General features: G+C 69.4%; 26 protein-coding genes and 1 pseudogene. 11 read left to right on the top strand and 16 right to left on the bottom strand.

Features of this window, described 5'->3' with window-relative positions:
* The first annotated feature begins 81 nt into the window (after positions 1-81).
* Positions 82-837, top strand: a complete 756-nt coding sequence (locus KIK09_RS30385) for a GntR family transcriptional regulator (protein ID WP_214322820.1) — start codon at positions 82-84, stop codon at positions 835-837.
* Positions 838-852: 15 nt separating this feature from the next.
* The gene (locus KIK09_RS30380) at positions 853-1,857 is read left to right on the top strand and encodes a glycosyl hydrolase family 18 protein (RefSeq protein ID WP_214322819.1); all 1,005 of its coding nucleotides are present in this window, start codon (positions 853-855) and stop codon (positions 1,855-1,857) included.
* A 33-nt stretch (positions 1,858-1,890) separates the two neighbouring features.
* Here KIK09_RS30380 and KIK09_RS30375 read toward each other — a convergent pair whose 3' ends face one another.
* The 3 genes from KIK09_RS30375 to KIK09_RS30365 all read right to left on the bottom strand — a co-directional run bounded on the left by KIK09_RS30375 (position 1,891) and on the right by KIK09_RS30365 (position 4,765).
* The gene (locus tag KIK09_RS30375; protein ID WP_214322818.1) at positions 1,891-2,316 is read right to left on the bottom strand and encodes a hypothetical protein; all 426 of its coding nucleotides are present in this window, start codon (positions 2,314-2,316) and stop codon (positions 1,891-1,893) included.
* Positions 2,317-2,453: 137 nt separating this feature from the next.
* Positions 2,454-4,352: a GAF domain-containing SpoIIE family protein phosphatase gene (locus KIK09_RS30370; RefSeq protein ID WP_214322817.1), complete on the bottom strand. Its 1,899-nt coding sequence runs from the start codon at positions 4,350-4,352 to the stop codon at positions 2,454-2,456.
* On the bottom strand, positions 4,349-4,765 hold the full coding sequence (locus tag KIK09_RS30365; protein WP_214322816.1) for an STAS domain-containing protein: 417 nt from the start codon (positions 4,763-4,765) through the stop codon (positions 4,349-4,351). Before KIK09_RS30365 ends, KIK09_RS30370 begins: the two co-directional genes overlap by 4 nt.
* A 163-nt stretch (positions 4,766-4,928) precedes the next feature.
* Between KIK09_RS30365 and KIK09_RS30360 the strand changes: the two genes are divergently transcribed.
* Positions 4,929-5,297 carry a helix-turn-helix transcriptional regulator gene (locus tag KIK09_RS30360; protein ID WP_250573973.1) on the top strand — a complete coding sequence of 123 codons (369 nt, stop codon included), beginning with the start codon at positions 4,929-4,931 and terminating at the stop codon, positions 5,295-5,297.
* A gap of 72 nt (positions 5,298-5,369) precedes the next feature.
* On the opposite strand, the gene KIK09_RS30355 is transcribed toward KIK09_RS30360, so the two are convergent.
* From KIK09_RS30355 to KIK09_RS30335, 5 genes and pseudogenes are all read right to left on the bottom strand, one after another.
* The gene (locus tag KIK09_RS30355; protein ID WP_214322815.1) at positions 5,370-7,646 is read right to left on the bottom strand and encodes a molybdopterin oxidoreductase family protein; all 2,277 of its coding nucleotides are present in this window, start codon (positions 7,644-7,646) and stop codon (positions 5,370-5,372) included.
* 46 nt (positions 7,647-7,692) lie between these two features.
* A pseudogene (locus KIK09_RS58085) lies at positions 7,693-7,959 on the bottom strand (LLM class flavin-dependent oxidoreductase); the annotation flags it as partial.
* Positions 7,960-8,125: 166 nt separating this feature from the next.
* Complete coding sequence (locus KIK09_RS30345) at positions 8,126-8,695, bottom strand: hemerythrin domain-containing protein (protein WP_214322813.1); 570 nt, start codon at positions 8,693-8,695, stop codon at positions 8,126-8,128.
* Positions 8,696-8,843: 148 nt separating this feature from the next.
* The gene (locus tag KIK09_RS30340) at positions 8,844-9,209 is read right to left on the bottom strand and encodes an STAS domain-containing protein (protein ID WP_214322812.1); all 366 of its coding nucleotides are present in this window, start codon (positions 9,207-9,209) and stop codon (positions 8,844-8,846) included.
* Positions 9,210-9,610: 401 nt separating this feature from the next.
* Complete coding sequence (locus KIK09_RS30335; protein WP_214322811.1) at positions 9,611-9,958, bottom strand: helix-turn-helix transcriptional regulator; 348 nt, start codon at positions 9,956-9,958, stop codon at positions 9,611-9,613.
* A gap of 84 nt (positions 9,959-10,042) precedes the next feature.
* On the opposite strand from KIK09_RS30335, the gene KIK09_RS30330 reads away from it, so the two are divergent.
* From KIK09_RS30330 to KIK09_RS30320, 4 genes are all read left to right on the top strand, one after another.
* Positions 10,043-10,537, top strand: a complete 495-nt coding sequence (locus KIK09_RS30330; protein ID WP_214322810.1) for an STAS domain-containing protein — start codon at positions 10,043-10,045, stop codon at positions 10,535-10,537.
* A 313-nt stretch (positions 10,538-10,850) separates the two neighbouring features.
* On the top strand, positions 10,851-11,093 hold the full coding sequence (locus KIK09_RS30325) for a WhiB family transcriptional regulator (protein ID WP_214322809.1): 243 nt from the start codon (positions 10,851-10,853) through the stop codon (positions 11,091-11,093).
* Positions 11,094-11,121: 28 nt separating this feature from the next.
* On the top strand, positions 11,122-11,271 hold the full coding sequence (locus KIK09_RS58080) for a GPGG-motif small membrane protein (RefSeq protein ID WP_250573972.1): 150 nt from the start codon (positions 11,122-11,124) through the stop codon (positions 11,269-11,271).
* Positions 11,272-11,291: 20 nt separating this feature from the next.
* Entirely contained in the window at positions 11,292-11,465 is a 174-nt protein-coding gene (locus KIK09_RS30320; RefSeq protein WP_214322808.1) for a CsbD family protein, read from the top strand.
* 187 nt (positions 11,466-11,652) lie between these two features.
* On the opposite strand, the gene KIK09_RS30315 is transcribed toward KIK09_RS30320, so the two are convergent.
* Positions 11,653-12,825, bottom strand: coding sequence for a serine/threonine-protein kinase (locus KIK09_RS30315; RefSeq protein ID WP_214322807.1), 1,173 nt, complete (start codon positions 12,823-12,825; stop codon positions 11,653-11,655).
* Between the two features lie 292 nt (positions 12,826-13,117).
* On the opposite strand from KIK09_RS30315, the gene KIK09_RS30310 reads away from it, so the two are divergent.
* Positions 13,118-14,779 (top strand): alpha-amylase family protein, encoded by a 1,662-nt coding sequence (locus tag KIK09_RS30310; protein ID WP_214322806.1) that lies wholly within the window; start codon positions 13,118-13,120, stop codon positions 14,777-14,779.
* 84 nt (positions 14,780-14,863) lie between these two features.
* Here KIK09_RS30310 and KIK09_RS30305 read toward each other — a convergent pair whose 3' ends face one another.
* Together KIK09_RS30305 and KIK09_RS30300 are read right to left on the bottom strand one after the other, a co-directional pair.
* Entirely contained in the window at positions 14,864-15,208 is a 345-nt protein-coding gene (locus KIK09_RS30305; RefSeq protein ID WP_214322805.1) for a PRC-barrel domain containing protein, read from the bottom strand.
* Between the two features lie 201 nt (positions 15,209-15,409).
* Positions 15,410-16,375, bottom strand: coding sequence for an Lrp/AsnC family transcriptional regulator (locus KIK09_RS30300; RefSeq protein WP_214322804.1), 966 nt, complete (start codon positions 16,373-16,375; stop codon positions 15,410-15,412).
* An 85-nt stretch (positions 16,376-16,460) separates the two neighbouring features.
* Here KIK09_RS30300 and KIK09_RS30295 point away from each other — a divergent pair, with 85 nt between their 5' ends.
* Positions 16,461-17,318 (top strand): VOC family protein, encoded by an 858-nt coding sequence (locus tag KIK09_RS30295; protein WP_214322803.1) that lies wholly within the window; start codon positions 16,461-16,463, stop codon positions 17,316-17,318.
* An 8-nt stretch (positions 17,319-17,326) separates the two neighbouring features.
* Positions 17,327-18,550 carry a carboxylesterase family protein gene (locus KIK09_RS30290; protein ID WP_214322802.1) on the top strand — a complete coding sequence of 408 codons (1,224 nt, stop codon included), beginning with the start codon at positions 17,327-17,329 and terminating at the stop codon, positions 18,548-18,550.
* A 49-nt stretch (positions 18,551-18,599) separates the two neighbouring features.
* Here the strand turns inward: KIK09_RS30290 and KIK09_RS30285 are convergent, their stop codons facing one another.
* The 5 genes from KIK09_RS30285 to KIK09_RS30265 all read right to left on the bottom strand — a co-directional run bounded on the left by KIK09_RS30285 (position 18,600) and on the right by KIK09_RS30265 (position 24,585).
* Positions 18,600-19,784: a M20 metallopeptidase family protein gene (locus tag KIK09_RS30285; protein WP_308164366.1), complete on the bottom strand. Its 1,185-nt coding sequence runs from the start codon at positions 19,782-19,784 to the stop codon at positions 18,600-18,602.
* Positions 19,781-20,929, bottom strand: coding sequence for an amidohydrolase family protein (locus tag KIK09_RS30280; RefSeq protein WP_214322800.1), 1,149 nt, complete (start codon positions 20,927-20,929; stop codon positions 19,781-19,783). Before KIK09_RS30280 ends, KIK09_RS30285 begins: the two co-directional genes overlap by 4 nt.
* Positions 20,919-22,175 carry a type I glutamate--ammonia ligase gene (locus KIK09_RS30275; protein WP_214322799.1) on the bottom strand — a complete coding sequence of 419 codons (1,257 nt, stop codon included), beginning with the start codon at positions 22,173-22,175 and terminating at the stop codon, positions 20,919-20,921. The genes KIK09_RS30280 and KIK09_RS30275 overlap by 11 nt, the downstream gene beginning before the upstream one ends.
* Positions 22,172-23,611, bottom strand: coding sequence for an APC family permease (locus KIK09_RS30270; RefSeq protein ID WP_214322798.1), 1,440 nt, complete (start codon positions 23,609-23,611; stop codon positions 22,172-22,174). Before KIK09_RS30270 ends, KIK09_RS30275 begins: the two co-directional genes overlap by 4 nt.
* Positions 23,612-23,724: 113 nt before the next feature.
* Positions 23,725-24,585: a MurR/RpiR family transcriptional regulator gene (locus KIK09_RS30265; RefSeq protein WP_250573971.1), complete on the bottom strand. Its 861-nt coding sequence runs from the start codon at positions 24,583-24,585 to the stop codon at positions 23,725-23,727.
* Positions 24,586-24,909: 324 nt separating this feature from the next.
* Here KIK09_RS30265 and KIK09_RS30260 point away from each other — a divergent pair, with 324 nt between their 5' ends.
* Positions 24,910-26,385, top strand: coding sequence for a purine-cytosine permease family protein (locus KIK09_RS30260; RefSeq protein WP_214322796.1), 1,476 nt, complete (start codon positions 24,910-24,912; stop codon positions 26,383-26,385).
* The last annotated feature ends 21 nt before the right edge of the window (positions 26,386-26,406 follow it).

The following is a 26,406-nucleotide window of genomic DNA, read 5'->3' as shown; positions in this document are numbered from 1 at the left end:
TCAAGAGGGTGTCGCAGAATCTTTGGCGGCCAGAATGAAGAGATATTGACCACTAGTTGACCACTGTGGGAAGGTGCCCTCGTGACAGCCAGTCTCAGAAAACGCGACCAGATCAGAGAGCATCTGATCGCGCTGATCGAGGCCCGTGCCGTCGGGCAGGCCATCCCGTCCGAGCGGCAGCTCTCCACCGAGCTGGAGGTTTCCCGGCCGACCCTCCGTGCCGTGGTGGACGAGCTGGTCAGAGACGGCTGGCTGGTCCGCGAGCACGGCAGGGGTGTCTTCGTGGCGACGCCGAAGATAGCGCAGCAGCTCGTCACGAGCCCCATGCCAGGCCTGGCCGCCTATCCTGCGGCCCCGGGCAAGTGGACCAGCCGGGTGATCGACCACTCGGTCGTCCCCGCGGGCATGACCATCGGCAGCAGGCTCCGCGTCGAGGCGGGCACCCCCGTCCTGCGCATCGCCCGCCGGCGCCTGGTCGACGACGAGCCGATGGCGCTGGAGACCATCCACGTGCTCAACGAACTCGTGCCCGGGGCCACCGCCGCCGACATCGAGTCCGGCTCGTTCTACGCACTGCTCCGGGAGCGGTACGGCGTGATCCCGACCGAGGCCGAGCAGACCCACGAGGCGACCGTCGCCGACCCTCTGCAGGCATCCCTGCTGGGCATCGGCGCCGGGTTCCCCGTGCTGTCGCTGGAGCGTGTCACCCGCGACCAGCACGGCAGGCTCTTCGAGTACACCAGGGCCATCTACCGGGGCGACCGCTACCGCCTCACCTCGAAGCTGGCGCTCACCGGGCCACCGGACGACGCCACACCCAGCATCACCCAGATCTGACGTAAGGAGCTTGTCATGCGTCGATTCGCCATGTTCGCGTTAGGTTTAGCCCTCCTCACCAACGCATCCCCCGCCCAGGCCCGGACGGCGCCCCAGATCCAGGCCTGGCTCTACCCCGGATCCCCCGGCGACCCGCAGTGCAAGGGTGCCTCGGAATATCACGACGGCAGGCTGCGGACCGGCACCCTCAAGCCGGAATACTGGGCCGTCCGAGCCGACGGCACCCTGGAGCAGCACAGCGGCCTGTGCAACGGCCCGGAGAGCGCGGCAGACGTCAAGGCCTGGTCGGCCCGGCAGTACGCCACCGTCTCCGCGATGGACACCCCGACCGTGCGGGCGCTGGTGAGCTCCTCCGCCAAGCGCTCCGCCGCCATCACCAAGATGGTCAACCTCATCAAGAGCATCGGCTTCACCGGCGTGGACGTCGACTTCGAGGACTTCTGGTCCTGGACGTCGACCGACCGGGCCAACTACGAGAAGTTCCTGCGCGAGCTGGCCACCGCACTGCACGCGGCCGGCAAGAAGCTGCAGGCCGACGCGCCCGCGATGGTGGAGGACGCCGACTTCTACAGCTACTCGGCCGTCGTGGCGGCCGGGGTGGACGAGCTGGTCGTCATGGCCTACGACGACGAGTACGACTCGGTCGCCGGGTCCAAGTGCCTGCCCATCCAGCCCTTCGAGTGGACGAAGACCCTGGTGGCCTACGCCCGGTCCCAGGTGTCCGACGACAACCTGGTCATCGGCCTGCCCTCGTACGGCTACAGCGCCCCCACCAGGTGCGACTCCGACAAGATCGAGGGCAACATCGCCCTGTCCGTGATGCGCACCAAGCCGGGCTTCACCACCTCCGAGTCCCGCCGCGACCCCAGCTCGGGCGAGATCCGCTGGACCTCGGGCGGCAAGCTCTACGACTACGTCGACCAGAAGGCCATGGACCAGAAGCTCGCCCTGCTCACCAGCCTGGGTGTGACCAAGGTGTCGGTGTGGTCCCTGGGCGGCAACCCCTGGTTCAGTCGCTGAGCCTGTCTTTGAGCAGGCGTCTCTTGGGTTTCGCTATCGCAGGTCAGCGCTCACTGTCTGCGATACGCGCTCAGCGTTGGAAACGTAGCCGCCTCCGCCCGGGTAGACCCAGGAGCCGTTGAGGGTGCGGTCGTCGGGGCTGAAGGTGCCCTGATAGTAGGCAGGTGAGCCGCGGTCGCCGGCCCAGATGGTGAGGGTGTCGCCCTCGATCTCGTAGGTGTAGTCCAGCGTGCTGCCATCGTCACCGTAGTAGCGGGACTTGATGTCGGCGCTGGGCTCGGCCATCAGCTTCCGCTCCCGGCCGATGATCTCGATGCCGAATGTGTCGCCCAGATGGACGTCCTGCTGGAGGAAGTGGTCGTTCAGCCAGTGGTAGGTCACGGTCCCCTCGTGCCCGCCGGTGATCTTCCAGGTGCCGACGAGCCTGGCCAGGGCCTGCAGTGCGGGGTCGTTGCTCATCGCGGTCTCCTTCGGAGCGGGGGTGTCGTCACTACTGACCGGTGCCGGCCCAGAAACTCATCGGTCCGTGACACCCATGTCGTTCGGGAGGAGACCGCCGTCACCGCCTTGATGGGAACTCCTGCCCACTGAGCTGGTCAGGGGGCTCGCAGATCCGACTGGGCGTTCAGTGGCACCCGTACGGCCAGCAAGGCGATGTCGTCGCCGGGATCAGGACCGGCGACGGCGGCCAGTGTGTTCAGCAGGTCGGGCAGCGGCTCGTGCCGATGGGCGGCCAGAGTGCGGGCGACCTGCTCGGTCGTCTCTTCGATGCTGCCGTCGCGCCGGTCGACGAGCCCGTCGGTGTAGAGCAGCAAGACGCTGCCCGTACCGAGCCGCCGCCGGTGATCGCGGCGACGGCCGGGATCCAGGCCGGGATGCAAGAGCAGATCATGCTCCTGCAGGCTCTGCACCCGGCCGTCGGGCTGCACCAGCAGCGGCCAGGGATGCCCGGCGTTGGTCCAGGTGAACTCCCAGCCGGCCGACGCCGGGACCAGGCGGCCGAACAGCAGTGTGCCGGTCACGTTCAGATCCAGCACCTTGCAGGCCTGCTCCAGCGCGGTGACCGCGGCCGCGGGCCCGTGATGGGAACGGTCCAGCATGGCCTGGCGCAGCATGCTGCGGGTCTGTCCCATGATGGTGGCGGCCTGCATGTCGTGGCCGGTGATATCCCCGACCGCGACCGCGACCCCGGCATCGGCGCCCGTGTCGGCCCTGCTGCGGCGTACCGGCAGGAGGAAGGCGTCGTACCAGTCCCCGCCCACGAGGTCGGCGGCGGCGGCGGGCAGGTAGAGCGCGGCCAGGTCCAGGCCCGGGATCGCGGGTAGATCGGTCAGCATCGCGCGCTGCAACTGGTGGGCGACGCTGACGCGCTCATCCAGGACACCGGCCCGTTGCACGGCATGGGCGGTGTAGCTGCCGATCGCGGTGAGCACCGCCCGCTCGGAGGCGTCCACTTTACGCGGCTGGTCCCAGCCGACCAGGATGACCCCGAGCACCTCGCCGCCGTCCACCAGCGGCACGCACACCACCGAGCGAAGGCCCAGCCGAGCGAAGGCAGCCGCAGCCTCGCCGAAAGAGGGGCCCGGCCGGCCAAGGTCGGCAACGGCGATCACACGCCGGTCCCGGGCCGCACGGGCCATCGGATGAGCGGCCCCAAGCTCGCAGGACTGGGCATCGGCCTCAGCGGGTAGCTGCCGGTCCGGGTTCGGCACCGAGCGCAGCCGTCCCTCCTGGATCAGGCTGAGCCCGACGTGGACGGGCTTGAACGTATCGTCGAGCAGATCCCGCAGCCGGAGTTGGACGTCCTCCTGCGTTTCGGTGCCCGCCAGCTCCTGCGAGGCGTGCAGCAGCAGCTCGGCGGTGTCCCATCCGGTTCGGGCACGCTCGCCGGCCCATTCGGCCTCTGCCAGGGCCTTCTCCGCGAAAAGCTGTTCCTGCTCGACGTCGCGCCGCCGATCCTCGGCCTCGTGCTGTGCCCCCAGCGCGCGCTGCGAGGCGGTCCTCAGCCGCAGCTCCGCCGAGCAGGCGGCGGCCAAGTCCGCCAGGCCTCGCAGCTGACCATCGCTCCAGTCCCGCACCACGGTGTCGATCGCGCACAACGCGCCCACCACCTTGCCGGCGGCCGACAGCGGCATCGCGGCATAGGCGAGCATGCCCCACTCCCGCTCCGGAACCGGCACGGTCGCGGCGAACCCGTCATCGGCCCGCGCGTCCGCCGCGATCAACGCCCCTCCCGTGGCCACCACCCGCTGGCACAGCGAACCCGGCAAGGGCATCTCACGGGTGGCGGCCCACGGCTCATCCAGCCCCACCAGGCCGGGCAACACCAGCCGGTCAGCCTCCACCAGCGCGACCACCGCCACCGGCACATCCATCACGCCGGCCGCCAGCCGGGCGAACCGCTCCATCCCGATGTCCGCGGCCGACGACAACCCGATCCGGCGGACCACCATCGGCTGCCCGGCCCCTGGCACAGCCTCGATCGGTCCGCTCACCGGTGCCCGCCCGGCCTCAGACCGCCGCGCGTGCGGTTCTGGCGGAATTGATGTTGACGTGCTCCGGCAGCGCGAGAGGCCGCCAGGAGGGCCTGCTCGAGAGTGGCGAGCAGATGCAGGCGGGTCAGCACCCCGGTGATCTGTAGCACCCGCATCGGCGTGTGCTGCACGCCGACCAGGTACATGCCGTCGCCGTCGCGTTCGGCGGCGGTGTGCGTATCCAGCAGCACGCTCAGACCGGTGCTGTCCAGGAAGGTCATCGAGCTCAGATCCAAGATCAGTGGCTTGCCTGGGCGGCGGCCCGCGACCAGAGCGGATGCCAGCCGGCTGGAGTTGGTGACATCGACCTCGCCGCTGACGCTGATGAGCGTACTGTCGGGCAGATCGCTGCATGTCATGGAAAGAGCGGTCATGATGTGCTCTCACGGTGAACTGACAGGCATTGACTTCCTCCGTATCGGCGGTGCGACGGAGTCCGTTCTCCCCCACAATAACTCTGGAAATTGTTTTCGGGAATGGGTGTTCTCGCTTCTGTGTGGGCAGGAGCAGGGTGAGTCCCTGATATGGGAAAGTGTGATGATCATGGGCACCGATGATCGTTCAGCATGGACGTTCCTTACCCATCACGCACGGGTGCTGTTGGAGATCGCCCGCGATCCGGAGATCCGCCTGCGTGACATCGCCGCGAGCATCGGTATCACCGAACGGGCGGTGCAGGGCATCGTGACCGACCTGCATGAGGCCGGTTATCTGATCCGGGACCGGGTGGGCCGCCGCAATCGCTACCGGCTCAACCTTGAGCAGAGTTTCCGCTATCCCACCGAGGCGCATGCGCCGGTTCGCGCCCTGGTCGAGTTGTTCGCCGCCTATGAGGAGCGCCTCGAACCGGCGATCGATGACGACGAGGCCCTCTCAGCGTCTCCACCTCCCCCGCCCGCTCGCTGATCGCCTCTCGCAGGTGGATATCCGCAGATGGGACCACCGTTGATGGAGGTCGTGGCAGGCGAGGTACACACATCAGGCCTTGATCAGGCGGGCGGCTGACAGCTTGTAGATGGGCTGTTTGGACACCGGGTCCCAGGCCGTCAGGGTGGCCTCGTTGGCCGCGGTGGGCGGCCCATCGTGCGGCCCGGCCGTACCGGCGTCCCAGTAGCCGTAGTGGAACGGCGCGAACAGTGTGCCGGGGCGCAGGCCCGCGATGCGGGCGGGCGCCTCCATCGCGCCCCTGCGGGTCTCCACGCGGACCAGGTCGCCTTCCTGAACGGCGAGCCGCGCGGCGTCCTCGGCGCTGATCTCGATCCACGGCCGCGGCGCGGCGCGGTCGAGTTCGGGGACGCGGGCGGTCTTGGTCCTGGTGTGGAAGTGATAGACGGTGCGACCGGTGGTCAGCAGCATCGGATAGTCGTCGTCGGGCTGCTCGGGCGGCGGCTGGTAGGGCACGGCGTGCAGGAAGGCCCGGCCCGCCGGGTTCTTGGCCCGGTGCGCGGCCTCGTCCTGCGGCTCCCCGGTGATCATGTCCTGGCCGTAGGTCTCGCAGTAGTCGGTGTCGGTGTTGAAACGGCCGTCGATGTAGAGCCGCTCGCCGCCCCACTGGATACCGCCCTCGCGCAGCCGTTCGTAGCCGAGATCGGTGTAGTCGCAGGGACGGCCGGCCGAGCAGGCCTGCCAGGCCTCGAAGGCCTGCTCGGCCGTGCTCCACTGGATGAGCGGCTTGCCGTCTTGGTCGCGGAAGTTCATCCGTGCCGCGTAGTCGCAGAAGATGTCCAGGTCCGAGCGGGCTTGCCCGGGCGGCTGGACGGCCTGTTCCGACAGGTGGACCGTGCGGTCGGCGTTGGTGAAGGTGCCTCGCTTCTCGCCCCAGGCGGCGGCCGGCAGCACCACGTCGGCCAGCATCGCCGTCTCGGTCATGAAGATGTCCTGGACCACCACGAACAGGGCGGGGTCGGACAGCAGCCGGCGGATCCTGGGTAGCTCCGGCAGCGACACCGCCGGGTTGGTGGCCGAGATCCACAGCAGCCGGATGTCGCCCTCCTCGGCCTTGCGGAAGATCTCCATGGCGTGGGTGGGCCGGCCCTGCGGCAGCGTGGCGGCATCCACGTTCCACAGCTCGGCCAGCTCCTCCACGTGGCGCGGGTTGGCCCAGTTGCGCATGCCTGGCAGGTCGCCGTCGGCGCCGGTTTCGCGGGTGTTCTGGGCGGTCGGCTGGCCGTTCATCTGCAGGACGCCGGCGCCCGGGCGGCCGAGCATGCCGCGCAGCAGGTGGACGTTGTTGACCTGGCAGGCGGCCGCGGTCGCCTGGTGCGACTGGTAGAAGCCCTGCAGCACCGTCGAGACCAGCGCCTGGCAGGTGCCGAGGATCTCCGCGGCCTGCTCGATCAGCCGGGGCTCCAGCCCGCAGATCTGGGCGGCCCGCTCGACCGGGTAGTCGGCGGTGACGCGCTGCAGGTCCTCGAAGCCGATGGTGTGCGCGTCGACGTAGCCGGGGTCGTACCAGCCGCGGTCGATGAGTCTGCGGATGAGCGCGTTCACCAGCGCCAGGTTGGTGCCGGGGCGGACGGCCAAGTGCACGTCGGCCTCGCGGGCGACGGGCGTCTGGCGGGGATCGACGGCGATCATCGCGGGCGGCGTGGGGCCGCGGCGGCGATCGAGCATGCGGGACCACAGCACGGTCTGCGTCTCGGCCACGTTGTGACCCCACAGCGCGAGCGCGTCGCAGAAGTCGACGTCGGTGTAGGAGCCCGGCTGGCCATCGGTTCCGAAGCTGGCCTTCAGCGCCGAGGCGGCGGTCGCGGTGCACAGCCGCGTGTTGCCGTCCAGGTGCGGCGTGCCGATTCCGGCCGTGGCCAGGACGGCGAGCGTGTAGTACTCCTCCAGGAACAGCTGGCCGCTGGTGTAGAAGCCGAACCTCTCAGGTCCTTCGCGCAGCAGCTCGCGCGAGTGGGCCGCGATCAGGTCCATGGCCGCGTCCCAGCTCGCGGGCACCAGCCGGCCGCCTTCGCGCACCAGCGGGGTGGTCAGCCTGTCGGGGCTGTGGTTGGCCTGCCAGCCGTACAGGTCCTTGGGGCCGAGCCTGCCGTGGTTGACGCGGTCATCGGCGCGTCCGCGCACGCCGACGATCTGCCCCTCCAGCACGGCCAGCTCCATCGCGTCGCCGTTGGAGTGCAGCACCGAGGCGGTCGGCACCCACTCGACGTCAGCGTCGACGGTCAGCAGCTGGTCCTGGCGCACCGGCCAGCGCTCTCCTGGCCCGTACGGCGTGCGCTCGCCCCACGGGTCCGCGATGCGGTCGTTCATGACACCTCCGGCAGGATCCTGTCGGCGTAGAAGTCGAAGAAGGCGTCGTGGCCGCGGCCTGCGCCACGATCGCCGGGTGCATGAGCACCAGTGGGCAGGTGACGGCCGTGGTGATCGGCAGCGACACCGCCTCGGAGACCGCGCCGACCACCGACCACACGAACGGGCTCTGCCCCTGGGCCTCGAGCCACGGATGGTAGTGATCGGAGATCCACAACCCCTGGAACCCTGCCTGCTCGGCGAGCTTGGCCTGCCGTACGAGCTCCTTGGGGCCGTGCTCTTCGCAGGACAGGAAGTATCCGAAGCGCGTCATGGTGACCCTCCCTCGCGTTCGAAGCGAGCCGTGATTGGAAGCCCGCTACCCCGCGCAGACCTCCGGTGCATCGGCGGCTGGGCGGGACGCCCAGCCGCCGATCTGCGTCTCCCCTCGTCGGCGTGCACGCATTCGGCGTTCGGCGTCATGATCTGTCGTGCGGTGCTCAGTCCTTGCCTCGGCCGCTGACCAGGTCGCGGATCCGGTCGACCAGCCCGGCACCAGGTGCGAGCAGTTTGTTGGCCGGCGGCGTGTCGGGCGCCGACGGGTGCGGCCGGGTCGGAGCGACCTTCTTGATCGCGTTGATCTTGCTGCCGAGTTTGCGCAGTTCGTCGGCGTCGGCGTGCTGCGCCAGCTGCGGGAACAGCTGCGACTCCTCCTCGGCCGCGTGCTCGCGGACGTCCTTGATGAGGGTGGTCAGCAGCTCGGCGAAGCGCAGGTCGGTGGTGTCGGTGCGTTCGAGCTCCTTCATGAGCTCCTCGGCCTCGGCATGCTCGGCGATCTCCGTGTCGGCCAGTGCGTCGCCGCCGGGCACGAACTTGCGCGTCGCCGGATACAGGTACGCCTCCTCGGCGACCGAGTGCTTGACGAGCTCAATGATCACTTTGTCCGTGACGTCGCGGACCTGCTCGGGATCGCCGACGGCGAGCAGCCTCTCCAACTCGGTGAACAGGTCCTCGACCTCGCGATGATCCGTCGTCAGGATGCTGATGACGTCGTCTCCATGATCAGTCATGATCCCTCCCCGTGTGTGTGAGGGTTGCCTCTACCCCTGAAGGCGAGGGCCGAACTTCCGCAAGCTTTTTCGAGCAGCCGCCGAGCCGCCTCGCCGTACACCGGCATGCGGGGAGGGGATGTCAGCGAAGCTCCGCAGTGCCATGCCGTCACATGGGTTGAGCTCGGCTCGTGGTATCCAGTTCGAACACCTCGACAAGATCCATCAGCCGACACCAGCGCATCAGACGCGGGCCCAGGTCCGCGATGCGCAGCCGTCCCGAGATGGTGGCGAGCCGCCAGCGGACCCCGAGCAGCAGCGTCCAACCCGCACCGTCGCACGAGGTGAGCTGCAGGGCGTCGAGCACGAACGTACGGTGGCCCTGGTCGATCAGCTCGCAGAAGGTTCCTCCCAGCAGGTAGGCGTTGGCCACGGTCAGTTCCCCGACGAGCGAGATGATGATCTGGTCGGCTTCCCGGCTGACCGCGAGCTCCAACCCCGTCGCGGCGGCGCTGTGTGATGGCGTGGCATGCATGGTGGCCGCCTTCCCCGAACGGACGGCAACGGCCAGGCAGCCACGCCGTACTCACAAACATCCAATATCGCTGCGTAATTGTTGTATCACGCTAAGTGTCTGGATGTGGGAGATCGCCTTCCCGCTCGAGCTTCACAAATCGATCAGCCAGCCGATGATCCGCCTCACCCCATGCGCCCGCCAACCCCTCGTCAGCTTTGTGAGAGGCCACGCACCTCTGACGCGCGCCCGCGTTCAGGGAATCGTTCCCGAACCAGGCCGCCGTCTTGCCGATATCGCGGTTTCGACACACTTCGGCAGGGCCAAGAACCGCACACAGTCGCCCCTGTGCTCAAGGACGTCCGCACGCCGGGGCGGCAGGACGCGCCAGGAGTCTCCGTAGCGGCCGAGGATCTGTGGCCTCAGCTGAGGCCGTACAGGGAATCGATCGGCTCGGGCAGGGAATCGCCAAGGGTGTCCCGTTCGGTGAACATGTCGACGAGGACCTGGATGGGCAGGTCCGCCTCGGTCGGGTAGCGGAAGTGCTTGTCCATGTTCAGCCCGTAGTGGTTGCGCCGTCCGACCCTGGTGCGGGTCAGGTAGCCGTCCTCATGAAGGTCATTCAGGATGCGGTGGGCTGCGCGTTCGGTGATTCCGATGGTGGCCGCGATGTCGCGCACCCGGATCTCTGGGTCCCGGGCGACCTCCACCAGGACACGGGCGTGATGGGTAAGGAAGGTCCAGGAAGGGCGATACCCGTCTGGGTCCACGTCGATCCACCCCCAGCGTCCTGTGCAGCCTTACCTGCAATCTACCATTGCGATTCATGACAGGTCTTTCATGTATGACGAGTCATGACTAATCTGTCCATAGGGCTCTCCGTCAGCATCCGGGGAGGTTGCCATGTCCATCCCGCGCATAAGCGCCCCCTGCCCTGCCAGGATCCGTCAAACACCGGCGCCTCCGTGGTGGCCGGCCGGAGCGCCATCGTGAAGCCGTGGCCGCAGGGCGCGGGCCCGGGGGAAGCCGTTCTCTACACCGACAGCCAGCTGTACATCATGCACAGACCGCAGCCTCACCGCGTCACCGTCCGATTGATCGGCGAGGTCGACGCGACCAACCACACGGCGCTAAGCCGTACTCTCACCCAGGTTCACGACGGCACTCAGCAGGTGATCGTGGACGTTCAGCTGCTGCGCTTCATCGACAGCCGCGGAATCGTCATCCTGAATGACTTCAGCCGCAGAGGCTGGATCCAGCTGGCCAACATGTCGCCGCAGTTCAGCCGCCTCTGCTCGATCATGCACATGACCTTCGAAGACTTGGGCGAAAAGTTCGCCATGGGCTAGCGGCAGCAAGCGAGCCGCCGGGCATTTCGGGGGCTGCCCCGGCGGCTCGCGTCGCCAGGTAGCGCCCCAGAGCGGCCGCACGATGCGCATGCTGGGCGCCTCGTTGTGGAACCGCGGACGTTCCGGCGGAAAGATTCGCGCATAAGGGCGGGGCTTTCGGGGTGTCCTTGGCGGCGGCACTTCGGACTGCGCTTCTGGTTCTTGGACGTGTTCGGGGTGGAGGTGGACGGCCTGCCGTACACAATCTTCGAAGGGACGCCGGAGCAGCGGATGCATGACGCGCCCCAGCGGGGTAGGCGCACCCTTCATGGCGATGACGACGCACGAATGGACCGAGCGGGCCGCGTGTCTGGACACCGATCCGGAGCTGTTCTTTCCCATCTCCGCGGAGGGCCCGAGCTCGCAACAGTTCAGCAGGGCCAAGGCCGTGTGCGGCCGCTGCCAGGTGCGCGAGCAGTGCCTGGCCTACGCGCTGGAGACCCGCCAGGCGCACGGCGTGTGGGGCGGCACCGACCCACACCAGCGCAGAGCCTGGATCAGTTCGGTGCCTGTTTAGAGGAGGTTCTCCAGGGCAGTCGCGGTTCATGGCAACGCTGCTCTGGATAATCGCAGTAATCCTCGTCATAGCCGGGATCTACGTGATTCTGGCCAGACGCCAAATCCTATGGGGAATCGTGCTGATCATCCTCGGATGCCTGGTCGGCCCGGGAGGCATCAGCATATTCCACGTATAGCCAACGGGGGAGGTCACGACATGGCCGAGCAGGAAAAGGCCAAAGGAAAAGCCGAAGAAATCAAGGGCAGGCTCAAGGAGGGCATCGGCGACGCCGTCGATGACACATCGATGCAGCTGAAGGGGAAGGCGGAAAAGGCCAAGGGCGCTCTCAGGCAGGCCAAGGAGAAGGTGAAGGACGCAGGCAAGAAATAAGCGACCCACCACGGCGGAGGCTCACTCGTCATGAGCCTCCGCCGAAACGTGCCGAGATGATTCGTCCGGGAGCAGGGGGCCGAGGTTCAGGTCCCCGGGGGTCGAGGAAGCGTTCGCAGAGTCCGGTCATGGCCGCTTCGAGCCGCATCAGCAGCCTCGGGCTCCTCATCGAGCCGCTCTCGGGGATTTAATTGTGGTGGCCCTTCGCGTGTCCACGGCCGCGGGGCGCGCCGGAGGCTGGGGGTTTCGGCGTCTCCCGGATGAGGAGTACGGCGCGCCGCTCATCCGATACGCGCAGCGGTGCCGCCACCTCGATCCGGGCGGGCCGGTGGAGCGTTGGTTCCTCGTGGATCGACGTGCCTGCCGAGCGCCATGCCGCGGTGGCGATCGCGACGCCGATCAAGGCTCCCATCGCCACTGTCTGCCGCCAGTGGGCGGCCAGGGACCGGCGCCTACGCCGTGCCGTGACCTGGCTGTTCAGCGGGCCCGTCTCGGCCGGTTTCATGTCTTCGGGGACGGCTGTGGGGCCGTGCGAGTCCAGGTGGTGCAGGGCGGCCAGCCGTACCAGCTGGTCCTGGAGCTCCGCGGCGTCCGGGCGCAGGTCCGGATCCTTGGCGAGGAGCGCGGAGATGATCGGCGCGAGCGGCCCGGCGTGGCGGAAAGGCTCGGGGACGGCGTTCACCACCGCGGACAGGGTGGCCAGTTGTGTGCTGCCGCCGAACGGCGCGCGGCCCTCGACCGCGGAGTAGAGGGTCACGCCCAGCGACCACAGGTCCGAGGCCGCGTAGGAGGGGCCACCGCCGGCACGTTCCGGAGCGACGTAGGCCGGAGTCCCCATCACCATGCCCGAGCTGGTCACGTCGTCCTCGCCAGGCGTGGAGGCCAGGCCGAAGTCGGTGAGGATCGCCCGGCCGTCGCAGGTCAGCAGGATGTTGGCCGGCTTGACGTCACGATGCAGCACACCGGCCGCGTGCGCCGAGCGCAGTGCCTCCAGCACCTCCAGCCCGATCCGGACCACCTCGGACACGGGTAACGGACCGCGCTCGGCGATCTCGCCGGCCAGGCTGCGGGAGCCGACCAGTTGCAGCACTATCCACGGCCTCCCGTCGGCCACGACCACGTCGTGCACCGTGACGATGTGCGGGTGAGCCAGCCGCGCGACGACGCGGGCCTCGCGCATGCTCTGCCGCGCCAGCGCCTGCTGCTCCTGCTCCGGCAGCTCATCGGGGATGACCACCTCTTTGACCGCGACCTCGCGGTCGAGCAGCTCGTCCCTGGCCCGCCAGACCCGGCCCATGCCGCCCCGCCCCAGCTCCCCGAGCAGGCGATACCGCCCGCCAAGCAACCGCGCGTCGAACATCTACGTACTCCTCCAGCGGGCGATGGCGGGCTGCGGGAACCAGACCCGACCGGCGAACAGCGCTAGGCCGTACAGGTGGTCGGCCACGACGGACGTCATCGAGATGATCAGAGCGAGGCCGCTGCGCCGGGTGAACAGCACACCGACCCGCTCATCGTCCGACGCATGTGACCTTCTGATGATGTCTACTCCCTACGCCTGAACAGGCTTGTCAGGTCTACTAACTGCCCAGCGCATGCCGGCGAAACATGCGGTTGTCATGAGAAGCGGCTGAGCGGGTAGCCGACGGGCCATGCGACTCACCTACACCTCCGACCTGTGGTGGAAGAACGCGGTGATCTACTGCCTGGACGTCGAGACATTCAAGGACGGCGACGACGACGGGATCGGCGACTTCCGCGGCCTCACCCAGCAGATCGACTACCTGGCCGGGCTGGGCGTGACCTGCCTGTGGCTGATGCCGTTCTTCCCGACGCCCAACAGGGACGACGGCTACGACATCACCGACTTCTACGCCGTGGACCCGCGCTTAGGAACGCTGGGCGACTTCGTGGAGTTCATGCGGACGGCGCGGGACCGCGGCCTGCGCGTCATCGCGGACCTGGTCGTCAACCACACCTCCAACCGGCATCCGTGGTTCCTGGACGCCCGATCGGGCCGGGACTCGCGCTACCGCGACTGGTACGTCTGGTCGGACGAGCCGAAGCCGGACGACCCATCGCAGATCGTCTTCCCTGACAAGGAGCACAGCATCTGGCAGTTCGACGACCAGAGCGGCCAGTACTACCTGCACTCCTTCTACCGCCACCAGCCCGACCTCAACGTCGCCAACCCCGAGGTGCGCGACGAGATCGCCAGGATCCTGGGTTTCTGGATGGAACTGGGCCTGTCCGGCTTCCGGGTCGACGCGGTGCCCTTCCTGATCCAGAACGTCCATCCCGCGCTGGGCAGCCCGCACGAGTTCCTGGCCGACCTGCGGGCGTTCATGACGCGCCGCTCGGGCGGGTCGGTACTGCTCGGCGAGGTCAACGTCCCCTATGACGAGCTGACGGGCTACTTCGGCGAGGGACTCGGCGACCAGCTCACCCTGTGCTTCGACTTCATCGGGATGCAGCGGGCGTGGCTCGCGATGGCCCGCGGCGAGGCCGGACCGCTGGCCGAGGCGCTCGAGCAGCGGCCCACCCCGCCCAAGGACTGCCAGTGGGCGGTCTTCCTGCGCAATCACGACGAGCTGACCCTGGACAAACTCACCGAGAACGAGCGCGAGGAGGTCTTCGACGCCTTCGGCCCCGAGCCGCGCATGCAGCTCTACGGCCGCGGACTGCGGCGGCGGCTGCCCAGCATGTTCGGCGGTGACCTGCGGCGGATGAAGATGGCCTACAGCCTGCTGTTCTCCCTGCCCGGAACGCCGGTGGTGTTCTACGGCGAGGAGATCGGCATGGGCGAGAACCTGGACGCCGAGGACCGCATGGCAGTCCGGGTCCCGATGCAGTGGTCGCGGGAGGGCGGTTTCAGTCAGGCGGAACCTGAGCGCGACTCGCCCGGTGGCGCCTTCTCCCCCGGCCGGGTGAACGTGGCCGACCAGAAGCGCGACGGCGACTCGCTGCTGCGCTGGTTCCAGCTCCTCATCGAGCGCTACCGGGAGTGTCCCGAGCTGGCCTGGGGGATGCACACCGTCCTGGACGCCGGCCACCCCGCCGTGCTGGCGCACCGATGCGACGCCGACGGGGCCACCGTGCTCGCCGTACACAACCTGTGCGACGCGGAGCTGGAGATCGACCTCAGGCTGGACGGGCTGGAGTCGCAGATCCTCACCGACCTGCTGGTGGGCGGCCGGCTCGAGATCGGCGGCAACGGCGGCGTCCGCATCGCGATGTCACCGTACGGCTGCCGCTGGTTCCGCGCCTCCGAACCAGAGGTGCCGCCGGAGGACGCCTCGGTCAAATCCCGATAACTCGTAGCGTCCAGCCGGCCTTCACACGCCGGTGAGGCCGCGCCCCCTCCCGGGACGCGGCCTCACGTGCTGCTCGCCCGTGCCCTAGACCGCGGGCCGGCCGTAGTAGTCGGTCAGCCGAGTACGGTACTCGGCCTCCTTGAACGTGCCCTCGTCGAACTCGGGAGCGTCCTTGATCTCCTGCTTGGTGCGGGAAACGTGCACACGGCGCTCGTTCGGTTCGATGCTGACGATCGTCGACGCGGGAAGCATGACCTTCTTCCCGAAGATCCACGGGCCGGTGTCGACGACGAGGTAGCTCTCGCCGACCTCGTACGTCGCCTCGTCCACGGTCCCGATCTTCCCGTCGGCGGCCTGCACGTGGTAGCCCGCCAGGTCGAGCGGCTTGCTCCGGTCATAGACGTCAGGTCGATAGTCCCAGAGCTCCATGAGGGGCTCCTTTCCTACGATCGCTTGTCTTGCCTCGGCCGCTGTCCTCTACCCAAGGTGATTCGGCCAAACATGCGTTTCCGCCATACCGCAGCGCGCGACCCTGGCCGCCAACCCAGGCATCGACGTGACAAATGCTCACCGAGGTCGCAGTCGGCCGCCGAGCTCACAGCACGAAACCCTGTTTCCGAGCGGGACACGTCAAACGGCCGGCCCCGCCGTCGGAGGCCCGATGCGCTTGGAGTAGCCGCTGATCGGAAGTGCTTCCATGCTCTGGAGGCCGGCCATCGCCCCTACCCGGTCCGCCAGATACTCGTAGAGGACGTCGGCGTCTCTGCACACTACGAACGCCATCAGGTTCGCCGAGCCGGTGACCGCGGCCACAAAGGCCACCTCGACGTCGCCGGACAGCGTCCGGCCCACTTCGGTCAACCGGCCAGGCGCGACTTGGAGCCACAGCATGCACTCCACGCCGTAGCCGAAGAGCCTGACGTCGGTCTCGATGCTGAACTGCAGCGCACGCGCACGCCGCAGTTCGGCCAGGCGCCGCCGTACCACCGATTCCGACCAGCCGACCGACCGCGCCAGCGCGGGGAACGCGGCCCGGCCATCATGCGCCAACGCCGACAGCAACCTGCCGTCGAGGGCGCTGTACGGCAGCTCGGATGGCCTCGCGGGATAGTCGGGGCGCAGCCGTGCCACCTGATCGGGCGTCAGCGCCGAGATCCGGCCCCGCCAGCAGTTCTCCTCGTCCATGAAGGCGCGCAGCATCCGCTGCGCCTCGACGGAGGCCAGCCCCGGCCAGCGCCCCAGCTGGTCCAGCAGCAGGCGCTCCGGCCCACGCAGCAGAAAGACGACCTCGCTCCCGCCGGACAGAAGCGTCACCCAGGAGGTGTCGCTCCGGCGGGCCAGCGCCCGCGCGATCGCCATGGCTCTGTCCGGCAGGCAACGCAGGCGGACGAACCAGTGGGCATCGCCGGTCCAGCCGGTAGTCGCCACCCCCAGCACCCGCACCGCGCCAACCTCACGCAGCCGGGCGTAGCGGCGGGCCAACGTGCGGTCGGCCACGCCGAGCACGGACGCGATGCGGCTGAAGGGCGCGCGGCCGTCCAGCTGAAGTGCGTGCAGCAGTTGCCGATCGAGGTCGTCCAGCGTGACCGAATCCACCTCATAACGGTAAACCCGTGTCGGAATGCGGCGCCGGAGCAGAGAGCCGACGACAGACGGCGGACCGGCGGGCACGCTGGCCTGCATGACAACCGACATCCGCCGGATCGACCACACCGGCATCCTGAGCCGCGACCTGGACAAGCTGGAGCAGCGCTACGAAGCGCTCGGCTTCACCCTCAGCCCACGCTCGCGGCACCTGCTCAGCGCGCGCCCCGATGAGAAGCCTGTGCTCGGCGGTACCGCCAACCGGTGCGCGCTCTTCGGGGAGAGCTACATCGAGCTGCTCGGCATCGTCGACCCGTCCGCTCCCGATCCCTGGCGGACCAAGGAGGTGCCCGACGGCTTCCGCATCTTCTACGTCGGTTCCGACGATGCCGACGCCCAGGCGCGCCGGCTGGCCGGGGCGGGCATGCCGATCATGGGCGTTCGTTCCCTGGAGCGCGAGGTCGACACCGTCGACGGCCCGCGCTTGATGCGGGCGCGTGCCCTTCACATCGATCCGCGTTTCACCCCGCAGGGCTACATCGGGATCGCTCAGCAGCAAACGCCCGAGTACCTGCACCAGCCGCGCTACCTGACCCACGCCAACGGAGCTACGGGCATCGCGAGCGTGCTCGTCGTGGTCGGTGACGCCGAACTCGACGAGACCGTCGAGCGCTACGCTCGGATCCTGGACGTCTCCCCGGCCTCGCAGGACGATCGGCAGGTCCTGCGGCTGCCTTCCGGGCGGCTGGAGTTCGTCCCCGCCGGCGTTGCGGACGAGATCCTGCGCGGCTTCGCGCCGTACGGGCTGGCGGCCATGACCATCGCGGTCACCGACGTGGGTGCGGCGCGGCGCTTGATCGACGGCAACGGGATCGCCACGCTGACGACCAGTGACGGCTTCCACGTCAGCGCTGACGACGCCTTCGGCGCCGCGCTGTTCTTCACCGCTCGATGATCGTCGAGATGGCGTCAGGACGGCTGCGCGGCACCGCGACGGCTTTCCTGGGCATCCCTTACGCCAGCGCGACCCGCTTCGAGCCCCCGAGGCCGGTGCCCGCGTGGAAGGGCGTGCGCGATGCGGTCGCGCCCGGCCCCGCGGCCCCGCAACCGGCGTCCCGGCTGGAGCGGGTCATGGGCCCGCAGCAGTCGCATCAGGCCGAGGACTGCCTGACCCTGAACGTGTGGCGGCCTGTCGCCACCGGGCCGCGACCCGTCCTGGTGTTCCTTCACGGCGGTGGCTTCGCCACCGGCTCGGGTGGCTTCGACTGGTACGGCGGCGCCGTCCTGGCCGAGCGGGGCGACATGGTCGTGGTCACCGTCAACTACCGGCTGGGTGCCATGGGATACCTCCACCTGCCCCCGGTGAGCCAGGGCAACTTGGGACTGCTCGATCAGCTCCAGGCGCTGCGCTGGGTGCGGGCGAACATCGCCGCGTTCGGCGGCGACCCCCAAGCGGTGACGGTGGCGGGACAGTCCGGCGGAGCGCTGTCGATCCTCGCGCTGCTGCCCGCGGGCGAAGCCGACGGCTTGTTCCGGCGCGCGATCCTGCAGAGCGCACCCGCCGGCATGCCTCCACAGCCGCCCGAGCGCGCCGTCGAGCTCGGCAGAACGTACCTGGAACTGCTCGACCTGGCGCCGGCAGAAGCTGGAAGGCTGCGCGACCTGCCCGTGGCCACGCTGCTGGCGGCGCAGCGGGAACTCGCCCGCATCACCGCCGGGCCGGGCCTCGCCCCGCCGTTCCAGCTGGTCGCGGACGGCGAGCTGGTCGCGGCGGACCTCGTCCATGAGGCGGGGACACGGGCCGGCCCGCTGGACATCCTCATGGGCACCACACGCGACGAGGCGGCGGCCTTCTTCGACCTCAGCGAGGCGAGCGAGCGCATCACCGACACCATGTTCGTCGACCCCATGCTCCGGCTGACCCGGCTGCGTGCCGAACGGGGGAACCCGGTTTGGCTGTACCGCTTCGACTGGCACCCGGCCGGCAGCCCGTACGGCGCGTGCCACTGTATCGAGCTCGCGTTCGTCTTCGGCGATCCCGCGGCCTGGCGGCAGGCTCCCATGCTCAGGGGCGAGATGCCGCCCTCGCTCGTGGCCGAGGTACAGCGGGCATGGAGCCTGTTCGTCCATGGCGGCGATCCGGGCTGGGAACGATGGCCGGCATCGGCCCACCACTTCGTCGCCTGAAAAGAAGCTCCGCCGAAGGAGCGGCGCACTGATCCGTGCGGGCACGGGCCTACTTGACACGATTCTCGGCGCCCGCGGGCTCGATGAGGATCCGTGCCGCCGCGAGATAGGCGGCCAGCAGGCTTTCCGCGACCGCCGCCACGCTCTCGTCCGCGGGCAGAAACGTGGGAGTGTGCAGCCCCGCCGTCGTGTCGGTGCCGACGAAGAGCATCAGCGACGGCACATCGGCCGCGTAGTAGGCGAAGTCGTCGGCGCCGCACGACCGCAGCGGCGCCGAAACCGTGTGGCCGAAGCCGCCGAGCAGCGCGGTGGCCTCGGCGGCGAGGCGGGCGTCGTTCACGAGCACCGGCTCGCCGCGGAGGATCCGCACCTCGGCCTCGCAGCCGTGCGCCTTGGCGACGCCCTCCGCGACCGCGTGGAAGCGTTCGTGGAGCTGGGCCCGCCAGGACTCCGACATCGTCCTGAGCGTGCCCCGGGTGACGGCCTCACCCGGTATGGCGTTGGGCGCGGTGCCCGCCTCAAGCGTCCCGAAGGTGACCACGGTGCCCACCATCGGGTCGGCGTCGCGGCTGACGAGCTGCTGCGCGGCCACGATGATCTGGGCAAGCGCCGGTATCGGGTCCCTGGTCAGATGCGGGTAGGCGGCGTGCCCGCCGCTGCCCCTGACGGTCAGGGTGAACTCGTCGGCGCAGGCGTTGACCGGGCCGGGGGTGCAGGCGACGACTCCGGCGCCGAGCACGGGCTGGACGTGCGCGGCGACCATGGCCCGCACCTGGTGCCCGGCGAGCGCGCCCGACTCGACGATGTCGAGCGCGCCCGACGGGTAGGTCTCCTCGCGCGGCTGCAGCACCGCGAGCATCGGGGCAGGACCGCCGGCCCTGTCGACCGCCCTGGCCAGCGCGACCAGCGCGGCGAGGTGGACGTCGTGGCCGCAGGCGTGCATGGCACCGTTGCCGGCCGCCCAGGACACGTCTGTCTGTTCCGCGATCGGCAGGGCGTCGAGCTCGCCGCGTACTCCGACCGCGGGGCCGTCGCCACCGATGCGGACCAGGGCGCCGGTGCCGGCCACCGGATCCGGCGCCGCCGCGACGGGCAGGGCGTCGAGCACCTGCTTGAGGGTCGGCCCTTCCTGACCGGACACGCACGGCTCGGCGTGCAGCCTGCGCCGCAGCTCGCAGGCCGCGGGGAGCTCGGCGCGCAGCGCGGCGAGCAGGCGCTCGATCCGATCCGTCACGCGTCGTCTCCCAGGCGGTAGACGCGACGCGCGTTGTCCGCGCCGATCATGGTGGCCACCCGGGCTGCCTGGGCCGGCGACCACTCTCCATCGGCCACGAAACCGCCGAGGACGCGGGTCATCGCCCGGCGCCACAGCAGGGCGCCCAGGTGGTGCAGCTCGGCCGGGCCCCAGGCGTCGGAGGAGAAGAGGATCTTGGCGAACGGCGCCAGCTCCAGGCTCTCCGCCACGACGGCCACGCTGCGCGCTCCGGTGTAGTTCACGCCAAGGCCCACGTCGAAGTAGACGTTGGGGTAGACCTGGGCGAGGTAGCCCGCGTTGCGGTGGAACGGATAGCAGTGCAGCAGGAGCAGCGGCACCCCGCTGGGCTCGGCCCGCTCGATGAGCCCCCGCAACAGCAGTGGGTCAGAGCGGTGCAGGTCGACGTCTGGGTCACCGTAGCCGATGTGGAACTGCAGCGGCAGCCCGCGCTCGATCCCGGTCCAGATCAGGTGGCGTAGCAGCACCGGATCGTCGACCCGGACCGTCGTGGTCTCCTCGACCGCCCGCAGCCACCGCCCGGCCGCCGCCGTCACCTCGGCGGGGCTGGGCGGGCTCGGGTCGAGGTCGAGCCCGTGGCGGTAGGCGACGATCGTCTTGAGGCCGCGCGCCGTACGGCTGCGCTTCCACAGCAGTTCGGCGAAGCGCGCGGCGAACCCGGCCGCGCTGACGCCCTCGGAGACCACCTGCTCGGCCACCGCCTCCAAGCGGACGACCTCCTCGGCGGGCCGCCCGGTGGCCTCGGCCATGCCCGCGGGGCTGAGGATCTCGTCGCCGCGGTAGCCGGTCTCCACAAGGAAGTGGCCGATCCCGCTCGCGGTCAGCAGCCGCCTGTTCACCTCCGCGGCGCCGAGCTCAGCACGCCGCGCCAGATACGCCTCGGGCGGCGTGTGCGGGTCGAGGCCCAGCACGGGCGCGCAGTGCCGCAGGATCGCGAAGCCGATCTGGGAGTCGAACTGGGTCATCCAGCCGGGTACCGGCCGGTCCGACTCGGTGATGAGCTCCTCGAACTCCGCCCTGGACAGGTCGTGGCCCGAGGCGCCGTGGACATGGTGGTCCACCAGCGCGATGGCCTCGATCGACTGATCGAGGGACTCAGAAGACATCGGCGATCCTCCGGCAGCTTTCCGCGTCGTCCAGGCCGTCGAGCGCGCGCGATTCCGTCCGCTTGACCGACAGGTAGGTGTTGATGAGGTCGGGCGCGAACAGGCCGCGCACGACCTCGTCGGCCTCCAGTGCGTCGAGCGCCTCGCCCTGCGACTTCGGCATCGGCGGCACGGCCGCGAGCTCCGCCTCGGTCACCGACTCCGGCCAGACGACCGGCTCCGGGTAGCCGCGGCGGATCCCCTCCAGGCCGGCCCTGAGCAGGACGCCGAGCGCGAGCCAGGGGTTGGCGGTCGCGTCGGCGGCGCGGAACTCGATGTTGAACTCGGCTCCCGAGCCAGGGCAGATGCGCAGCATCGCCTCCCTGTTGCGCTCGGCGAGGAACACCCCGCCCGCGCTCCACCGGTGTGGGGTGAGGCGCAGGAACGACACCGGGCTCGCCGCGGTCACCGCGGTGAGCGCGGCGGCGTGCTGCAGGATCCCCGCACAGAACCTGGCGGCCGGCTCCGACAGGCCTCCCGGCCTGCCGGGGTCGTGCATGGCCCCGCCCTTGAACGACAGGTGGATGTGCACGCCGTTGCCGCTGCCCGCCGGGTGCAGGATGGGCGCGAAGCAGGCGCGAAGCCCGCGCCGCCTGGCGAGGTCGCGGACGAGCTCGCGCAGCAGCACCGCCCGGTCGGCGGCGGCGAGGGCGTCGGTGGGGGCGAGCGTGATCTCGTGCTGCGCCTCGCCGTACTCGGGCAGCCAGGTCTCGGGCGCGAACCCGTTCCCTTCGAGGAGCGCCACCAGATCGGAGCCGAACGGCTCCGCTGTCCTGTATCTCTCGAAGGAGAACGGCCCTGCGGGATCCGGCGATCGTGGCCCTGCCAGCGTGAATTCGTGTTCGAACGAGGCCACAGGGACGAGTCCCAGCTCCGCCTGCAGTTCCTCCACGGCGTCGGCGAGGAAGGTGCGGGGGCAGCACTCCCACGGCGTGCCGTCCGGCAGAGTCTGCCCGGCCAGGTACAGCCGTGTCCCCGGTATGTCGCCATCGGCCGGGATGTCGGCGCGCGTGGCTGGGACGGGCAGCAGCCGCAGGTCGCCCGTCGAGCCGAACGGATTCTCGGCGATGGTCCCGAAGCAGGTCAGGGCCAGGTCGGCAGGCACCCAGCCGGTGCCGCCGCGCAGCACCGCGGCCTCTCTCGAGGCGGGTACGGCACGGCCGCGCGTGTGCCCGGCCAGGTCGCAGGTCGCGATGAAGACGTTCATGCCGTGCTGACCGCCTGCTCCTCGGGACGGGCCAGCTCGGCGCTGAGGCCCTGCCCGATCCGACCGGCCAGGCCGGGAGCGGCCAGCACGACGGCCAGGCCGGCCAGGCACCAGGCCGCGGCGATCCACGGGAAGTAGCTGAGTGGGCTGTCCTGCCCCACTGACTGGTTGTAGAAGACGAAGCACAGGTAGGCGATCGCCAGCACCGGGATCGCGATCTCACGCCTCGGGATCCGGCCGCGCCCGTTGACGATGAACGCGACGACGCCCGCCCCCGCGACGGCATAGGCCACCAGCAGGCAGAGCACGCCGAGGGTGGCGAACCAGTAGTAGGCGTCGAAGGCGCTCACTCCGGCCAGGTCGAGGGCCACGTCGGCGAGCGCGGCCACGGCGAGGGCGACGACCAGAGAGACGGAGGGCACCCCAGTGCGCGGGTCGGTGCGGGCCAGGACGCGTGGGCCGAAGCCGTCGCGGGAGAGCGCGAACAGCAGCCGGCTCGCCGCCGCCGACGAGCTGATGGAGGCGGCGAACGCCGACGCCATCGCGGTGAAGGCGATCATGAGGGAGAACCAGGTGCCGATGTAGGCCTGGGCGAGGGCGGACAGCGACGACTCCGCCCCGGCGAAGGCGGCCACCCCGCCCTTGCCGGTGCCGAAGCCGATGGTCTGGGCGAACATCACGAAGACGTACAGCACACCGGTCAGCAGCACGCTGCCGGCCAGGGCACGCGGGATGTTGCGGCGTGGGTCGGCGGTCTCCTCGCCGAGCGACGCGCACGCCTCGAATCCGGCCCAGGACAGGAACGCGAACACGGTGGCGGTCATCACCGCGCCCACGGTGGTGCCTTCCATACTGAAAACCGACAGGTCGAGCGTCTGACCGCCGGGCGCGGTGCCCGCACCCGCGCGGGCCACGATGATCGCGCTCAGCACGAGCATGCCGACGATGCCGACACCTTCGACGAGCAGCAGTGTGCGAGCCGTCACGCGCGACTCGCGGGAGTTGACCGCCCAGACGCCCGCGGCGGCCACGGCGGCCACGGCGAACCAGGGCACGCCCCAGGACAGGCCGAGAGCGGACACGAAGGCTTCGGTGAACACCCCTGTGGCAGCCAGCGTGCACACGGCGAAGAACAGGTAGGTGCCGAGCAGGGCGAATCCGCCGAAGAATCCGGCACGGGGGCCGAGGGTCACTCCGGCCAGCGCGTAGACCGAGCCCGCATGGTTGAAATGGCGCGTCAGCCGGACGAATCCGTAGGCGACCAACGCCACGCCGATCAGGCCGAGGACGAAGACGAGCGGCACCGCCTTGCCCACCGTGCCCGCCACACCCGCGCCGTTGAGCGCCATGGCGAGCGTGGGGCCCATGAGCCCGACAGACAGGGCGAGCGCCTCCCACAGTCGTAGCTTGCGAGGCGGGCGCAATTGTTCCGGCATGGCACCTCCCGAGAGGGGGCGGAGACGGGCCGGCGGTCGCGCGGCCCACTTCCCGACATGAAATAGAACATTCATGACACCCGTCAAGGGTCAACCATGAAATTTTTGTTTCACTAGTCCATCGTGACGTGCCCCGCGATCTCCTCGACCTGTCGCAGGCGGGTCTCGCCGACCTCGCCCAGCCGTTGGGTCACGCCCGCGACCACCGTCTCGACCTGTGCCATCGCCGGGACGAGGCTGTCGAACGGGCTCGGCGCCTCGACGCGGGCCGGGATGACGAGGTCGGCGACGTCCGAAGCGGGCGACAGCCAGGGATCGGTGAAGAGCACGATCTTGGCGCCCCGATCGTGCACGCGCCGCGCGAACTCCACGATGTCACGCTGGTAGCGGCGATAGTCGAACACCACGAGCACATCCCGGCGCCCCGCGTCCGCGCAGAACGCCGCCATGTTCTCCGGCCGCGCGTCGAGCACCCTGGTCGCCGGGCGGAGCAGTCTCAGGTGCAGGTCCAGATACTCGGCGAGGATGTACGAGTAGCGGCCGCCGATCATGGTGATCCGCCGCGTCGAGTCCGCCAGCAGCGCGAGGACCTCGTCGAGTTCGGCGTCGGACAGCGCGGCGAACGACTCGTCCAGCCGCTGGCGGAAGGCCGCCGCCGCGGACAGCCTCAGGGCCCCCTCCCCGACCTGCTGGCCGAGCGTGAGCGGCGACGCCCGCCGGGCCTCGATCTCCTCGCGCAACGCCTGCTGGAACGCCCGGTAGCCGGCGAAGCCCAGTCCTGCCACGAACCGCACGACCGTCGGCGCACTCACCCCCGCGCGCTTGGCCAGCCGCGCGGCCGTCTCCAGCCCGGCCGCCGGATAGTTGGCCAGCAGGGTCCGGGCGACCTGCCGCTCTCCCGGTGACGCGTCCGCGAGGCTCCGTCTCACCCGCTCCGCGACCGAGACGAACACCTCCGCGCTCTCTCCAGTCATCGACGCCTCTCGATCAGGGTTGTCCCGCCCATCATTCTGGCCGGTGACACCTCCGCGGGTCATGCAAGGTCGAGGCCGCGAGCGGCCGACCGCTCCGCAGCGGGAGGTCGATCAGGAGGTTACGAGCCTGCCGGGCGCTCCCCTCGATATCCCCACAGCGGGTTTCCCACCAAACGAATGATCAGAGGGCCGGCAGCGGAACCCGTCATAGATGACTGAAATTTTAGTCAGCGTACTCATTGTCTTTGACTGAATTTTCAGTCAGGATGCGGTCCACGGCACAGAGGGTTCCCGCCTGTGTGCGGGCTCATGCAGGGAGGCGTCATGACGGAGGCTGCGCAGGACGCGCGCGGGTCGTTACCGGCGGGCGAAGGGCCGGGACGGCATCGCCGGGACATCGAACAGCATTCGATCGACTGGGTACCACTGTCGGAAAGGCACGGCAGGGTCTCCAGCCTGGGGGCCATCTGGTTCGTGGGCAGCCTCAACCTCACCGGTTTCGCTACGGGCGTGGTCACGCTGTCCATGGGTGCCTCGCTGCTGTGGACGGTGGCGGCGACCGTACTGGGCTCGCTGTTCGGCACCTTCTTCATGGCGTTCCACTCGGCGCAGGGCCCGCAGCTGGGCCTGCCGCAGTTGGTGCAGTCACGGCCCCAGTTCGGATACATCGGGGCGGCCGTGACGGTGTGGGTGTTCGCCCTGGTGAATTACATCGGCTACAACACCTCCGACGCGTTGCTGTCCGGCGACGCGATGAACACGTTGTTCTCTGTTCCGAACTGGCTCGGATACGTGGCCTCCGCCGCGATCGCCACCGCGATCGCGTTGTTCGGCTACGACTGGATCCACGCCGTCAACAAGTGGCTGACCTGGCCCTTCGTCGTCATCATGGCGGTCATCAGCGGGGCGGCGCTGTTCGCGGGCGGGCTCCCGGCCGGGGTATGGGATCCGGGCCCGTTCGACCTGGCCCGCTTCATGCTGGTGTTCATCTTCGTCGCCGGGTTCCAGCTCGGCTGGGCGCCGTACGTGTCGGACTACTCGCGCTACCTGCGTCCCGACATCCCGGTGCGCAACACCTTCTGGTGGACCTACCTGCCCAGCGCGGTCTCCGGGATCTGGGTGTTCGTCCTGGGGGCAGTGGTGTCGGCGGCCGCACCGGCGGGAGCCACGCCCGTGGCCGCGCTGCGCCTGGCGGCCGACCGCCTGGTGACGGGGTTCGGCGTCATCGCGATCGCCACCCTGCTCGTCGGCCTGTTGTCGATCATGGCGATCAACCAGTACGGCGGAAGCCTCACGATGATCTCCATCGTCGACTCCTTCCGTCCAGTCAGGCCCACCAGAACGATCCGGGCCGTGACGATCGGCCTCATGCTCGTCACGGTGGGCACGATCGCCAACTTCGTCGGTGTCGAGCAGTTCAACTGGTTCTACGCCAACGTCGTGGTCATCCTGACCTACCTGTTCATCCCGTGGACCGCGATCAACCTGGTGGACTACTTCTTCGTCCGCAAGGGCCAGTACGTCGTCCGGGAGATCTTCAACCCGCACGGCATCTACGGCCGCTGGGGCTGGCGCGGCAACCTGGCCTACCTGGCCGGCCTGGCGGCGATGACACCCTTCGTGGTCATCGTGGGCCTCTACACCGGCCCCGTCGCCGCTGCTCTCGGCGGCGTCGACTACTCCCTGTTCGTCGGGCTGCCCGTGGCCGGCGGCCTCTACCTGCTCTTCGCCCGCGGCCTGGACCTGGCCGAGGAACACCGAATGGTCCAACAGGAAGGCCTGCTGAATCCTCCGCACTAACCTCCGCCGAAAGGAAGAACG

The sequence above is a fragment of the Nonomuraea sediminis genome (assembly GCF_018531495.1).
Lineage (GTDB): Bacteria > Actinomycetota > Actinomycetes > Streptosporangiales > Streptosporangiaceae > Nonomuraea > Nonomuraea sediminis.
Note: the sequence above shows the minus strand (reverse complement) of the source record. Positions and strands in the feature narration are given on the sequence as shown.

Coding starts and splice junctions, on each gene's coding strand:
- KIK09_RS30365 (WP_214322816.1), bottom strand. CDS start 4,765: ATGACCGCTCTTTCCATGACATGCAGCGATCTGCCCGACAGTACGCTC.
- KIK09_RS30310 (WP_214322806.1), top strand. CDS start 13,118: ATGCGACTCACCTACACCTCCGACCTGTGGTGGAAGAACGCGGTGATC.
- KIK09_RS30325 (WP_214322809.1), top strand. CDS start 10,851: ATGACGACGCACGAATGGACCGAGCGGGCCGCGTGTCTGGACACCGAT.
- KIK09_RS30330 (WP_214322810.1), top strand. CDS start 10,043: ATGACTAATCTGTCCATAGGGCTCTCCGTCAGCATCCGGGGAGGTTGC.
- KIK09_RS30275 (WP_214322799.1), bottom strand. CDS start 22,175: ATGAACGTCTTCATCGCGACCTGCGACCTGGCCGGGCACACGCGCGGC.
- KIK09_RS58080 (WP_250573972.1), top strand. CDS start 11,122: ATGGCAACGCTGCTCTGGATAATCGCAGTAATCCTCGTCATAGCCGGG.
- KIK09_RS30265 (WP_250573971.1), bottom strand. CDS start 24,585: ATGACTGGAGAGAGCGCGGAGGTGTTCGTCTCGGTCGCGGAGCGGGTG.
- KIK09_RS30320 (WP_214322808.1), top strand. CDS start 11,292: ATGGCCGAGCAGGAAAAGGCCAAAGGAAAAGCCGAAGAAATCAAGGGC.
- KIK09_RS30280 (WP_214322800.1), bottom strand. CDS start 20,929: ATGTCTTCTGAGTCCCTCGATCAGTCGATCGAGGCCATCGCGCTGGTG.
- KIK09_RS30270 (WP_214322798.1), bottom strand. CDS start 23,611: ATGCCGGAACAATTGCGCCCGCCTCGCAAGCTACGACTGTGGGAGGCG.
- KIK09_RS30315 (WP_214322807.1), bottom strand. CDS start 12,825: ATGTTCGACGCGCGGTTGCTTGGCGGGCGGTATCGCCTGCTCGGGGAG.
- KIK09_RS30355 (WP_214322815.1), bottom strand. CDS start 7,646: ATGAACGACCGCATCGCGGACCCGTGGGGCGAGCGCACGCCGTACGGG.
- KIK09_RS30380 (WP_214322819.1), top strand. CDS start 853: ATGCGTCGATTCGCCATGTTCGCGTTAGGTTTAGCCCTCCTCACCAAC.
- KIK09_RS30345 (WP_214322813.1), bottom strand. CDS start 8,695: ATGACTGATCATGGAGACGACGTCATCAGCATCCTGACGACGGATCAT.
- KIK09_RS30340 (WP_214322812.1), bottom strand. CDS start 9,209: ATGCATGCCACGCCATCACACAGCGCCGCCGCGACGGGGTTGGAGCTC.
- KIK09_RS30305 (WP_214322805.1), bottom strand. CDS start 15,208: ATGGAGCTCTGGGACTATCGACCTGACGTCTATGACCGGAGCAAGCCG.
- KIK09_RS30360 (WP_250573973.1), top strand. CDS start 4,929: ATGATCATGGGCACCGATGATCGTTCAGCATGGACGTTCCTTACCCAT.
- KIK09_RS30295 (WP_214322803.1), top strand. CDS start 16,461: ATGACAACCGACATCCGCCGGATCGACCACACCGGCATCCTGAGCCGC.
- KIK09_RS30290 (WP_214322802.1), top strand. CDS start 17,327: ATGGCGTCAGGACGGCTGCGCGGCACCGCGACGGCTTTCCTGGGCATC.
- KIK09_RS30260 (WP_214322796.1), top strand. CDS start 24,910: ATGACGGAGGCTGCGCAGGACGCGCGCGGGTCGTTACCGGCGGGCGAA.
- KIK09_RS30375 (WP_214322818.1), bottom strand. CDS start 2,316: ATGAGCAACGACCCCGCACTGCAGGCCCTGGCCAGGCTCGTCGGCACC.